Annotated in this window: 12 protein-coding genes; 7 read left to right on the plus strand and 5 right to left on the minus strand. The window is 69.1% G+C overall.

Going from position 1 to position 12,541, the window contains the following annotated elements; all coding sequences use genetic code 11:
• Positions 1–302 precede the first annotated feature (302 nt).
• The 6 genes from GQ674_RS18485 (at position 303) to GQ674_RS18510 (ending at position 7,572) form a co-directional block, all read left to right on the plus strand.
• Positions 303–1,460 carry an SIS domain-containing protein gene (locus GQ674_RS18485; protein WP_159498239.1) on the plus strand — a complete coding sequence of 386 codons (1,158 nt, stop codon included), beginning with the start codon at positions 303–305 and terminating at the stop codon, positions 1,458–1,460.
• A 13-nt stretch (positions 1,461–1,473) separates the two neighbouring features.
• Positions 1,474–2,400, plus strand: coding sequence for an ROK family protein (locus tag GQ674_RS18490; RefSeq protein ID WP_159499574.1), 927 nt, complete (start codon positions 1,474–1,476; stop codon positions 2,398–2,400).
• 36 nt (positions 2,401–2,436) lie between these two features.
• The gene (locus tag GQ674_RS18495) at positions 2,437–3,765 is read left to right on the plus strand and encodes a D-tagatose-bisphosphate aldolase, class II, non-catalytic subunit (RefSeq protein ID WP_159498241.1); all 1,329 of its coding nucleotides are present in this window, start codon (positions 2,437–2,439) and stop codon (positions 3,763–3,765) included.
• A gap of 33 nt (positions 3,766–3,798) precedes the next feature.
• Positions 3,799–4,575, plus strand: a complete 777-nt coding sequence (locus tag GQ674_RS18500; protein WP_159498243.1) for a DeoR family transcriptional regulator — start codon at positions 3,799–3,801, stop codon at positions 4,573–4,575.
• Positions 4,572–5,684 (plus strand): N-acetylglucosamine-6-phosphate deacetylase, encoded by a 1,113-nt coding sequence (gene nagA, locus GQ674_RS18505; protein ID WP_159498245.1) that lies wholly within the window; start codon positions 4,572–4,574, stop codon positions 5,682–5,684. The genes GQ674_RS18500 and nagA overlap by 4 nt, the downstream gene beginning before the upstream one ends.
• A gap of 88 nt (positions 5,685–5,772) precedes the next feature.
• The gene (locus GQ674_RS18510; RefSeq protein ID WP_159498247.1) at positions 5,773–7,572 is read left to right on the plus strand and encodes an MFS transporter; all 1,800 of its coding nucleotides are present in this window, start codon (positions 5,773–5,775) and stop codon (positions 7,570–7,572) included.
• Between the two features lie 96 nt (positions 7,573–7,668).
• On the opposite strand, the gene GQ674_RS18515 is transcribed toward GQ674_RS18510, so the two are convergent.
• From GQ674_RS18515 to GQ674_RS18535, 5 genes are all read right to left on the minus strand, one after another.
• Complete coding sequence (locus GQ674_RS18515) at positions 7,669–8,160, minus strand: hypothetical protein (protein WP_137190705.1); 492 nt, start codon at positions 8,158–8,160, stop codon at positions 7,669–7,671.
• 45 nt (positions 8,161–8,205) lie between these two features.
• Positions 8,206–8,757: a DUF308 domain-containing protein gene (locus tag GQ674_RS18520; protein ID WP_159498249.1), complete on the minus strand. Its 552-nt coding sequence runs from the start codon at positions 8,755–8,757 to the stop codon at positions 8,206–8,208.
• A 61-nt stretch (positions 8,758–8,818) separates the two neighbouring features.
• Positions 8,819–9,847, minus strand: a complete 1,029-nt coding sequence (locus GQ674_RS18525) for an SMI1/KNR4 family protein (protein ID WP_159498251.1) — start codon at positions 9,845–9,847, stop codon at positions 8,819–8,821.
• Positions 9,848–9,894: 47 nt separating this feature from the next.
• Positions 9,895–10,593 (minus strand): ComF family protein, encoded by a 699-nt coding sequence (locus GQ674_RS18530; protein WP_159498253.1) that lies wholly within the window; start codon positions 10,591–10,593, stop codon positions 9,895–9,897.
• Between the two features lie 109 nt (positions 10,594–10,702).
• Positions 10,703–11,248, minus strand: a complete 546-nt coding sequence (locus GQ674_RS18535; protein ID WP_159498255.1) for a CbrC family protein — start codon at positions 11,246–11,248, stop codon at positions 10,703–10,705.
• 174 nt (positions 11,249–11,422) lie between these two features.
• On the opposite strand from GQ674_RS18535, the gene bioB reads away from it, so the two are divergent.
• On the plus strand, positions 11,423–12,472 hold the full coding sequence (gene bioB, locus GQ674_RS18540; RefSeq protein ID WP_159498257.1) for a biotin synthase BioB: 1,050 nt from the start codon (positions 11,423–11,425) through the stop codon (positions 12,470–12,472).
• Positions 12,473–12,541 lie beyond the last annotated feature (69 nt).

Here is a 12,541-nt window from a genome sequence, read left to right on the forward strand (position 1 = left end):
CTGAAACCAGTGCGGCCGACTCTAGGGCAGGGTCTCGAAAGATGTCAACAAATTGCAAAGAAAAAGGAAGGATATTTTCTTCAAAACGAAAGATATGGCTGGAGCCGCTTTCTATATGGCGGCTGAATACGCGATTGTTGCCGCCTGAAACCTTGCTGCGATGCGGCATTGCGGCGTGAAGGCGCCGCGTTCGCCCGGATCGATTCGTAAAAACTGTGACCGCCCTAGCTTTTCTTTATCTTTCGATATTTGACATTTCGAAAGAAAACGAAGAAGGTGCGGTCGCCCAACAGGAATTGCGAATGGACGCTTCTGTGCTTACCGACTTGCCCGCGTGGCAGCGCCTTGGCGGCGCCTATACCGCCGAAGAAATCGCCCAGCAGCCGCGCATGTGGACTGCCCTGGCCGACCTCCTCGATGACGCGCAGGCGCGCATCGACCGCTTCCTTGGGGATGCACTGCGCCAGAGCGGCCAGTTGGTGATCTTCACCGGTGCCGGCAGCTCGGGCTTCATCGCCGAAATGGTGGCCGACCACATCAATGCGCAGTGGCCCGCCGAGGTCCGCGCGCTCCACACCACCAGCCTGCTCACCCATCCGGCGCTCTACCTGCGCCGCGAGCGCCCGACCCTGCTGGTGTCGTTCGGGCGCAGTGGCTCCAGCCCGGAAAGCGTGGCGGCGGTGGAACTGGTGCGCGACCGGGTCGACGACGCGCGCTTCCTGGACATCACCTGCAATGCCGATGGCGAACTGGCCCGGCGTGGCCATGGCCGCAGCGACACGCTGTCGTTGCTGATGCCGCCGCCCAGCTGCGACCGCGCCTTTGCCATGACCAGCAGCCTGACCAGCATGCTGCTGGCCGCGCTGAGCGTGTTCGACAGCGCGCCGTGGCCGCAGCGCGTGCAGCGCCTGCGCAGCCTTGCCAGCCACGGCGCGCGTGCCCTGCAGGCGTGGGACGGTGCCGTGGGCACGCTGGCCCAGGCCGCGTATTCGCGTGTGATCTACCTGGGCAGCGGCCCGCTGGAAGCACTGGCCCGCGAAGCGGCGCTGAAGGTGCTCGAACTCACCGCCGGCCAGGTGCTGGCGCTGGCCAACACCCCGCTCGGCTTCCGCCACGGCCCCAAGTCCACGCTCAATGGCGACACCCTGGTGGTGATGCTGCGCAGCGCGCAACCGCTGTCGCGCCGCTACGAACAGGACCTGCTGGACGAACTGCGTGGCGATGGGATCGCCGCACGGGTGATCTCGGTGGGTCCCGATGGCGATGACCGCGCCGACGGCGACTTCGTGCTCGACGCACCCGCGCTGGACGACAGCTGGCTGGCCCCGCTTTGGCTGCTGATGCCGCAGTGCTATGCGCTGCAGCGTTCGGCGGCGCTGGGCATGACCCCGGACAACCCCTTCCCCGACGGCACCGTGAACCGGGTCGTGCAGGGCGTGACCATCCATTCCCATGGCTGAGCAGGGCATGCCCATGCAGTGCTGGTACGGCATCGACGTTGGTGGCACCAAGATCGAGCTGGTGGCCTACGACGCCACCCTGCGCGAACTGCACCGTGAGCGGGTGACCACGCCCACGCAGGACTACGACACCTTCCTGCAGGCGATCACCGGGCTGGTGCACAGCGCCGACCGCACGCTGGGCGGCGCGTGCCGCGCCATCGGTATCGGCCTGCCGGGCGTGCGCGACCGCAGCACCGGGCGGCAGCTGAGCGCGAACGTGCCCAGCCTCACTGGCCGCCTGGTGGGCGAGGACCTGCAGGCCCGGCTGCAACGGCCGTTGCAGTTCGGCAACGACCTGCAGTGCTTCGCCCTGAGCGAGGCGCATGGCGGCGCGGGCGAGGGGTACCGAAGCATGTTCGGCGCGATCCTGGGCACCGGTGCCGGTGGCGGTTTCTGCGTGGGCGGCCAGCTGCTCACCGGGGCCAACGGCATCGCCGGCGAGTGGGGGCACTGGAGCATTCCAGCCACGCTGCTGCAGCGCCATGCGCTGCCGGTGCTGCCGTGCGCGTGCGGCCTGCGCGGTTGTCTGGAACGCTACGTGTCCGGCAATGGGTTGGCGCTGATCCACGAAGGCCGCGGCGGTGATGCCGTGGACGCCACCGCCGTGGTGGCGCTGGCCCACGCCGGCGATGCCATCGCCATGCAGGCGCTGGACATCCACCGCGACCTGCTCGGCTACAGCTTCGCCAACCTGATCCTGGCCATCGACCCGCACGTGATCGTGCTGGGCGGCGGCCTGTCCAAGCTGGAGCAGCTGTACCACGACCTGCCCGCCGCGATCGTTCCCTACCTGTTCCAGGGGGTGCGCGTGCCGCCGATCCTGCCACCCACCTTCGGCGATGCCGGCGGTGCGCGCGGCGCGGCGCTGTTGGCCCGCCAGCACCACCCTGCCTGCTGATACCCCTTCGTTGCACCGCTTGTTTCCGGAGTTGCCATGTCTGCCATCCAATCGCTGATCGCCGCCCATCGCCAGGGCCATCCCGTGGGCCTGTACAGCGTGTGCTGCAGCAATGAACAGGTGCTGCTGGCGGCCATGCAGGTCGCCCAGCGCTACGACACCCTGCTGCTGATCGAGGCCACCTCCAACCAGGTGGACCAGTTCGGTGGCTACACCGGCATGACTCCGCCGCAGTACCGCGACTACGTGCTGCACCTGGCCCGCGATGCAGGCTTCCCGGCCGAGCGGCTGGTGCTCGGCGGCGACCACCTCGGGCCGAACGCCTGGCAGAAGGGACCGGCCGAGGTGGCGATGGCCAACGCGCGCACGCTGATCGAGGCGTACGTGGCCGCCGGCTTCCACAAGATCCACCTGGACTGCAGCATGTCCTGCGCCGATGACCCCACCCCGCTGCCCGATGCAGTGGTGGCGGCGCGCTCGGCCGAACTGGCCCGCATCGCCGAACGCACCGCCGCCGCGCACGGCCTGCCGCCGCCGGTGTACGTGATCGGCACCGAAGTCCCGATCCCCGGCGGTGAAGCCTCGCTGGCCGGTGGCCTGCAGGTCACCACGCCGGCGGCGGCGGCCACCACCCTGGCCATCCACCGCGAGGCGTTTTCCGCCCCGGACCTGCTGCCGGCGTGGGAGCGCGTGATTGCGATGGTGGTGCAGCCGGGCGTCGATTTCGACCACAGCAGCGTGCACTACTACGACCCGTCCGCAGCGCGCGCGTTGTCGGCGTTTGTCGACGCGCAGCCGCGCATCGTGTTTGAAGCGCACTCCACCGACTACCAGACCGAAGCCGGCCTGCATGCGCTGGTGCGCGACCACTTCGCCATCCTCAAGGTGGGCCCGGCCGCCACCTATGCGTTCCGCGAAGCGGTGTTCGCCCTGGCCATGATCGAGGCCGAGCTGCTGCCGGCGGCGCAGTGCTCCAACGTGATCGCCGTGCTCGACCAGTGCATGCGCGACAAGCCGGGCAGCTGGCGCAGCTACTACCAGGGCGACGAGCACGAACTGCGGTTGCTGCGCGCCTACTCCCTGAGCGACCGCAGCCGTTATTACTGGGGCGAGCCGGCGGTGGTGGCCGCGCTGCAGACGCTGGTGGCCAACCTGCGCCAGCACGCGCCGCCGCAGATCCTGCTCAGCCAGTTCCTGCCCAACCAGCAGTTGGCCATCGAAGCCGGCGACCTGACGGCCGAGCCGCTGGCGCTGATCCAGCACAAGGTGGCCGAACGGCTGGGCGAGTACGCCCGCGCCTGCAATCGCAACCGCGCCGGGGCCAATAACGAAACTTCCCGGGCCACGGAGCTTTCGGAACGGTAAGCTTTGGCTTTCCTTCCGAACGGAATCGCCCCCATGCGCAATACCCGCCAGCGTCGCCAACAGATCCTGCAGTTGCTGGTCGAGCACGGCAACGTGCAGGTCAGCGAGCTGGTCGGGCGTTTCGGCGTGTCGGCGGTGACCATCCGCGCCGACCTGACCCACATCGAATCGCAGGGCCTGGCCACGCGTACCCATGGCGGCGCCACCCTGGTGCGCACCCCGCCGCAGGAACAGGACATCCACGAGAAGGACGCCCTGAACCTGCCGGTGAAGGACAGCATCGGCACGCACGCGGCCGGGCTGGTCAAAGCCGGCGACAACATCATCATCGACTCCGGCTCCACCACGATGACCCTGGCCCGGCACCTGCGCGGGCATCGCGATGTGACGGTGATGACCAACGGGCTGAACATCGCCTGGGAACTGGCCAACGCACCGGGCGTGGAACTGCTGCTCACCGGCGGCCTGCTGCGCAAGCAGTCGCTTTCGCTGCAGGGCAGCCAGGCCGAGGCCAGCCTCAACACCTACAGCTTCGACACCCTGTTTTTGGGCGTGGACGGCCTGGACCTGCAGTTCGGCCTGACCACCCACCACGAGGCCGAAGCCAGCCTCAACCACCGCATGGTCGAGCGCGCACGCCGCATCGTGGTGCTCACCGATGCTTCCAAGTTCGGCCGGGTCAGCCTGCACCGCATCGCGCGGCTGGACCAGGTCCACACCGTCATCACCGACGCCAGCATCGACGCCGAGTACCTGGAAGGGCTGCAGCGGCTGGGCATCGAAGTGATCATCGCGCAGGCCCCCGCGTGACCCAGACCCGCTCTCTTTACGGCCGCATCCTCACCCCGCTGGGGTGGCGCCGCGGCCATGTGCACTTCGACACCCATATCCGGCAGCTGCAGGTGGACGACCACAGCGGCGCCGATGATCTGCAGCTCCCGGTGATCCTGCCCGGCTTCATCGACCTGCATGTGCATGGCGCGGCCGGCGTGGACCTGATGCAGGGCGGCGACGTGGCCCGCACCATCGCCCGCACCCACGCGCGGTTTGGCACCACCACGCTGCTGGCCACCACCATGACCGCCGGCCTGGACGAGATCGCCCATGCGCTGCAGGGCGTTGCGGCCACCATGGCCACGCCCGAAGCCGCGGCCGCCTGCATCGCCGGCGTGCACCTGGAAGGCCCGTTCATCAGCCCGCAGCGGCTGGGCGCGCAGCCCAATCGCACGCTCGAGGCCACGCTGGCGCTGGTGCAGCAGCTGCACGCGCTGGCGCCGATCCGGGTGATGACAATGGCACCGGAGATCGGCGCGCACACCGCGTTGATTCCCGCGCTGACCGCGCTCGGCATCCGCGTGCAGCTGGGCCACAGCGCCGGCACCTACGAGGACGGCGTGGCCGCCCTGCAGGCCGGCGCATCCGGCTTCACCCACCTGTTCAACGGCATGACCGGCGTGGACCACTACCACCCCGGCATTGCCGCCGCTGCCCTGGCGCATGCGCAGTACGCCGAGATCATCCCGGACCTGCAGCACCTCCACCCCGGCGTGATCCGGCTGGCCGCACGCGCGATTCCGCGCCTGTATGCGGTGACCGACGCCACCGCCGCCACCGGCATGCCCGACGGCGAGTACGCCCTGGGCGAGCAGCGCGTGCACAAGTGCGGCGGCTGCGTGCGTCTGGCCACCGGTTCGCTGGCCGGCAGCGCGCTGACCATGGACCAGGCGCTGCGCAACCTGGTGCAGGTGGGGCTGGAGCTGGCCGATGCATCACAGCGCGTCTCCACCTTCCCGGCCCAGTACCTGGGCCTGGACGATCGCGGCAGCCTCGCCCCGGCCGCGCGCGCGGACCTGGTGGTGCTGGATGCCGCGCTGCAGTTGCAGCAGGTGTTCGTCACCGGCCACCCGATCGCCCTGTAACACCGGGTGCTGCCCGGCCAGCACCAACAATTCGCCAGGCCCGGCTGCTGGCACCGCCCCTTCTTCCCGTCTTTCCAGGAACGCGTAGATGACCACCGCCGCCGCCACTGCCGTTCCCGCCCCCGACGCCCCACGCTGGCCGATCCGCTACCTGCTGTTCATGGGTGGCATGGGCGGCCTGCTCTACGGCATTGATATCGGCATCATCGCCGGCGCCCTGCCCTACCTGGAGGCCACCGCCACCGCCAGCTGGCACCTCACCAGCCAGCAGCTGGGCTTCGTGGTGGCCGCGGTGCTGCTGGGCAGCGTGCTGTCGTCGCTGTTCGCCGGCATGGTCGCCGACCTGATCGGCCGACGGGGCGCGATGTTCCTGGCCGGCGTGCTGTTCACCGCCAGCATTCCGATCATGGCGCTGTCCGACGGCTATGCCGCGCTGCTGATGGGGCGGCTGCTGCAGGGCATCAGCGGCGGCCTGATCGGCGTGGTGGTGCCGCTGTACCTGGCCGAAGTGCTCAGCCCCGAACGGCGCGGCCGAGGCGCGGCGATGTTCCAGCTGCTGCTGACCATCGGGCTGGTGCTGGCCGCCTTGATCGGCCTGTACCACGCGCATGCGGTGGACGCGGCCACCGAAGCGGTGCGCCAGCTGCCGGTTGCCGAACAGCAGCGCCTGCTGTTCGACGTCAAGGACCACGCCTGGCGCACCATCTTCTGGACCTGCCTGCTGCCGGGGCTGGTGTTCACCGGCGGCGTGCTGCTCATCAGCGAATCACCGCGCTGGCTGGTGCGCCGTGGCCGTATCGAGAAGGCGCGGCTTGCCCTGCAACGCACGGTGGCGCCCCGCGATGTGGAACCCACCCTGCAGCGCATCCAGGCACCGGATGCCGTGCAGACCGGCGCCACCGGCACGCGCGACCCGCTGCTCAGCCGTCGCTATGTATGGCCGTTCGTGCTGGCCTGCCTGGTGCTGGCCTTCACCCAGGCCACCGGCATCAACTCGGTGCTGGCCTATGCGGTCAACATCCTCAACCAGGCCGGCCTGCCCGGGTCGGTGGCCAACGGCGCCGACGTGGCGATCAAGCTGCTCAACGCGGTGATGACCGTTGTGGCGCTGGTGCTGGTGGACCGCAAGGGCCGCAAGTTCCTGCTGATGTTGGGCACCGGCGGCATCACCGTGGCCCTGCTGGCCGCCGCGCTGCTGTTCGTCAAAAGCGAGCACGGGCGGCTGGACGTGCAGGCGCAGCTGCAGCAGCAGGTGGCCGGCAGCACTTTGTCCCTGCCGCTGGATGCGGCCCAGTGGCAGCGCCTGGACCGCAATGCCGGCGACGCCCCGCAGCAGCTCACCGTGTCGTATGCGTACGGCGGTTTCAGCAACGTGCGTTCGCTGCGCAGCGACAACCCGATCGACGCCACGCTGCAGATCCGTCGCGAAGACGCGGTATCGGCCGACAGCGTGATCGGCGCGTTCTTCCGCCGGCTGCACCTCAACCCCTTCCCCGATCCCGCCCACGCCGCGCAGGCGCCGCTGGTGATCGAGCGCGCGATGATCGGTCCGGTGCCCTCGCCCACCCACGGCTGGCTGGTGGCCGGCTGCATCCTGCTGTTCGTGGCGTTCTTCGCGGTGGGTCCGGGCGTGTGCGTGTGGCTGGCGCTGTCCGAACTGATGCCCACCCGCATCCGCTCCAACGGCATGAGCATCGCGCTGCTGATCAACCAGTTCGTGTCCACCGTGATCGCCGCGATCTTCCTGCCCACCGTGGGCCACCACGGCTACGCCAGCATGTTCTTCTTCTGGGCAGCGTGCACGCTGCTGTACTTCCTGATCGCCGCGTTCTGGCTGCCGGAAACCAAGGGCAAGTCGCTGGAGCAGATCGAAGCCAACTTCCGCTGACGCGTACTGCCGGGCTCCGACTCTGCTCGCCCTACCGTAGCGCCGGGCTCTGCCCGGCCGCCTGCCCGACCGTCCCAACGGCGGGCAGCGATGTGCTCAGGGCGTTTTTCCGGTGATTTCGGTGTACATGCGCTGGGCCTGGGTGGCATCGCCCAGGCCGGACACCTGCATGCCCTTGCCGAATGGCCCCTGGATGGTGGCCACCGACAGCACCTTGTCGCCAACGCTGAAGGCCACCCGGCGGCCAATCCGGGCCTCGGTGGCGGCCTGGATGCGCGGCGCGGCGGCGTCGGTCATGGTCAGACTCAGCAGCGGCTCGCCACCCTGTGTGTTGCGGTCCAGCGCGACCGATGCGATATCGGCGGTGGTGATGAACGCTGGTTCCAGCACGGCCAGCGGTCGTCCGTTCTCGTCCTTCAACAGGGTGGCAGCGGCGCTGCCGTGCTCGTCCACGTCGCGCATCAGGATCCGGGCCTGCGGCAACGGTGCCGCCGAGGAGGGGGGATCGAACACCTGCTGGATCTGCTGGCAACCGGCCAGGCCGACCGTGCCGGCCAGCAACATCACGGCAAGAAACATCCTGCGCATACGCCCTCCTCCCTGTCAGGGGGTGCGGGCCTGGCCCGGCACCGGTCAGCGCAGGCGGCGAAGGCGGAACGCCACCACCACCTGCAGTACGCCATAGATGAGGCTGCCGATTCCGATCCACAAGGTCGTGACGGCGATACCGGCCAGCGGGTTGGCCACCAGCAGCGCGCCCAGCACGATCGCCAGCACGCCGCTGAGAATCAGCAGCCATTCGCCCTGGATGTGGCGGCGCACGCGCACCGCGAACACGATGCGGTGGATGCCGGCCACGATCAGCCACACCGCCAGCAGCAGCACCAGCACGCTGGCCGTGGCCAACGGATTGATCACCGCCAGCACGCCGAACACCAGCGATGCCAGCGCGTACACCGCCAGCCAACCGCGCGATACCCCGCTGTTGCCGCCGAACAGCGCAACCAGACTGATCACGCCCTCCACCACGGCCATCACGCCGATCGCCCATGCCAGCGCGGTGGCGGCCGCGAGCGGCTGCAGGATGGCGACCGCACCAAACACCAGCGCGACCAGGCCGTACAACAGCAGTACCCACCAGCTGCGGGCAAGCAGCGACACCAGAGGCGATACCGGAATGTTCATGCGCGGCTCCATGCAGGGAGGGGGAACAGCCCATGCTAGCGCCGGCGCATGAAAGCCGCAGTCACACCGCGGCGTCGCCTGGCACTGCCTTCAGCTCATCCAGCAGCGCCTGTTCGGCCGCCGCGCTGAAGCGCCAACCGCCCTCCACCGGCACGATCGCCCCCTCGGCCACCCGTGTATCCCACCACTCTTCGACGAAGCCGGGCGCGAACCCACCGGTCTTGAAGCCGAAGGGCGCCACGACCAGGTCGAACGGCACCATGAGTTCGTAGCACGGCGTTGCGTAGTCGTCCTGCTCGGCGGGGAGCTTGAGGAAATGCGTGAACGAGGTGGCCGTGGTCAGCTGCGAGTACAACCAGAACATCAGGTCGTACATCCGGTGCGAATCGGGATCGGCATGCAGCGCGAAGAAGCCCTTTTCCTCGGTGATCCGGCGCGCCAGCGCACGCAGCGCGCGCTCACCGTCGGGCAGCACAGCGGCCGATACCTCCAGCGCGCGCTGCACGATCGGCGACAGCGTGCCCCGGTCCACCGTGATCAGGTCGATCTCCAGGGTTTCGGCTGCATCGTCGAACGCTTCTTCATCCACCAGTCCGTGGATGAACGTGGCGAAGTCAGGTGCTACCACGGTGATCTGGTAGTCGTCGCCCTGGTCCACGTGCACCACCTGCGGCTCGCCCTGGGGGCCGCACTGGCGGTAGTCGAGCATGATCAGGTCGTGCCCGGCGCTGGGGCAATCGGCGATGACGATGCCGATGTCCGGGTAGCCCCACTCGCGCTGCATGAACCGCGTGCCGATCTCCCCGCCAAGCGAATACCGTGCCTGGCGGCCAATCGCGTGCAGGCCGGTGACCTCGATGTGGTCGTCGGCCCAGCTGGTGGCCTCGTCCATCGGGTGGCAGCTGCGCTGCAGCAGGCCGCCGTTGTGGCGACGGGCCAGTGCGATGTACGCATCGGGGAAGCGATAGCCCAGCTCGGCCTGCAGCTCGGCAATGAGCGCGTCGCTGGGCGGCGGTTCCTGGTAGTTCTGCTGCGAGTACTCGCAGTCGTCCCAGAAATCGGAGAAGTCGAACGTGGCGAACGGATCCATCGGCAGCGGTCTTTCCCTATGACAGCTTCCGAGTATAGAGCGGCCACTCACGGCACCCGTGCGCAGACCCACACCGCGGGGTCGGGCAGGCCAACGCGTTGCAACGCGTGCACGGCCGCGTCGAGCGTGGCGCCGGTGGTCATCACGTCATCCACCACGGTCAATCGCGCCGGCGGTGGGGTGGTGATCGCAAAGGCGTCGTGCAGGTTGCGCCGCCGCGCATCGGCATCCAGCGCCGACTGCGCGGCCGTCGACCGATCCCGATGCAGTCCGCACCACAGCGGCTGCCGCAGCGCGCGCGCCAACGGCCGGGTGAGTTCCAACGCCTGGTCGTAGCCGCGCGTGCGCAACCGTTGGCGGTGCAGCGGCACCGGGGCCAGCGGGCCGATGACGAAACCGGGCACCCGCTGCAGCATCAACTGCGACAGCAGACGCCCGGCGGCCAGGTCGTGGTGGAACTTGAAGCGACGCAGCAGCTGGTCCACCGGTGCGGCGTACAGGAACGCCGCGCCAGCGGCAGCCTGCCGGGGCGGGTCATGCAGGCAGGCGCCACAGCGCCGCGCCGGCGTGCCCTCCGGCAGCGGCAGCGCGCACAGCGGGCATGCGTGGTCGTTCCAGGGCAGGGCGGCATGGCAGGCCGCGCACAGGTCCAGCCCGGCGCTGCCGGGTTCTTCGCAGACCAGGCAGCGCAGTGGCAGGGCCTGCCGGCCCAGCCAGGTCAGCGCAGCAGACAACCGGGCAAGCATGCGATCACCGCTTGAAGAGGCCGGCCCCAGTGTGGCGGCCTGCCCCCGGGCGTGTCTGTCGGTGCTTGCCGGTGCGTGCGGTCGGCCTTCTACCGGGCGCACCCGCCGATCAATCGCAGTCCTGGTAGCCACCCAGTTCGCCACACTGCGTGCAGCGGAACATGTACGCGGTAGGCGAACCGTCCTTGCGCAGCGCGCCGAAGAAATGGTCCCACTGCGGGCCATCATCCAGCCCGGTGCTGTCCTGGATCGCCGCAATCGCGCCTGCGCCCAGTGCCTGCAGTTCCGCCTGCCCGGCACGGCCAATGAACTGGCCCGCGTCCCCGCAGTGGGTCCACCACTTTTCCTGCTGCCAGGCGCTGAAGCCGGGAGTGCGTCGCGCAACTTCCTCGACCACCGCCTCGGGTACTTCGTCCCATTCACCGCCGCCGCCAATGCCTTCGTCATCGGTGAAGCTGGCATCGAGCCGCGCGCTGGCCGACCCGTCGGCAATGCACCACGGGCAGATCTCCGCGTCGTACTCTTCTTCGGCATACACCGGGCCGGTGTAGACGTAGCCGCGCGCCTGGTGGCAGCTGACGCAGACCGTGGCGGAGGCGACGACGCTGCCGGTGGCGAGCGGGTCGGGGTGGTAGGTGAAACGGGGCAGGGACATGCGGTCTCCTTCTGGTGCTTGGGTGGAGACTGTAGTGAGTTTGGGGTTGGCCGGGGTGTCGGCCGGCGGCCGGCACTATCTTTCTGTAAACCTTTTGTATCGCCATTTGGTTGACAGCAGGTTGCGTCAGCGACCACACTTCCGCCCCCGTTCCTGCACGCAAAGGGCTGCTCCATGCCGAGCGACATCCGCCACGACTGGCGCAGCGAGGAGCTGCTGGCCCTGTTCGCGCTGCCGTTGCCGGCGCTGCTGCACCGCGCCGCCAGCGTGCACCGCGAGCACTTCGATCCGGCGCAGGTGCAGGTGTCCACGCTGCTGTCGGTCAAGACCGGCGGCTGCCCCGAAGACTGCGCGTATTGCCCGCAGGCCCAGCGCTACAGCACCGGGGTGGATGCGCAGAAGCTGATGGCCACCGAGGACGTGGTGGCCAAGGCGCGGCAGGCCAAGGCGGCGGGTGCGTCGCGGTTCTGCATGGGCGCGGCCTGGCGTTCGCCCAAGGAACGCGACATCCCCAAGGTGGCGGCGATGATCCGCGAGGTGAAGGCGTTGGGCCTGGAAACCTGCGCCACGCTGGGCATGCTCAGTGGCGAGCAGGCCGTGGCGCTGCGCGAGGCCGGGTTGGACTACTACAACCACAACCTGGACACCGCGCCGGACTATTACGACTCGATCATCCATACCCGCCAGTACCAGGACCGCCTGGACACGCTGGGCCACGTGCGCGACGCCGGCTTGAAGACCTGCTGCGGCGGCATCGTGGGCATGGGCGAGACCCGCGAGCACCGCGCCGGGCTGCTGCTGGCGCTGGCCAACCTGCCGGCCCACCCCGATTCGGTGCCGATCAACCGGCTGGTGCAGGTGGCCGGCACGCCCCTGCACGGCACCGCCGAACTGGACCCGTTCGAGTTCGTGCGGATGATCGCGGTGGCGCGCATCGCCATGCCCCGCGCGATGGTGCGGCTGTCGGCCGGGCGCGAGGCGATGAGCGACGAGCTGCAGGCGCTGTGCTTCCTGGCCGGGGCCAACTCGATCTTCTACGGGGAAAAGCTGCTGACCACCGGCAACCCCGACACCGAACGCGACCTGGCCCTGTTCGCGCGGCTGGGCCTGCGCCCGATGCCGGTGCAGGTGGATGCGGCCGACCACGACCGTCCCGGCACGGTCCATGCCGACATCACCCAGGACACAGGGCGTTGCGGTGGCGGCTGCGAGCAGGCGGCCTGAGGCCCGCCCGGTGCCCGCCCCCCGGGGCAGCGCCGCGCCCGCCAACCGGGTACGCTAACCGCCCATCCA

The sequence above is a fragment of the Stenotrophomonas sp. 364 genome (genome assembly GCF_009832905.1).
GTDB lineage: Bacteria > Pseudomonadota > Gammaproteobacteria > Xanthomonadales > Xanthomonadaceae > Stenotrophomonas > Stenotrophomonas maltophilia_AP.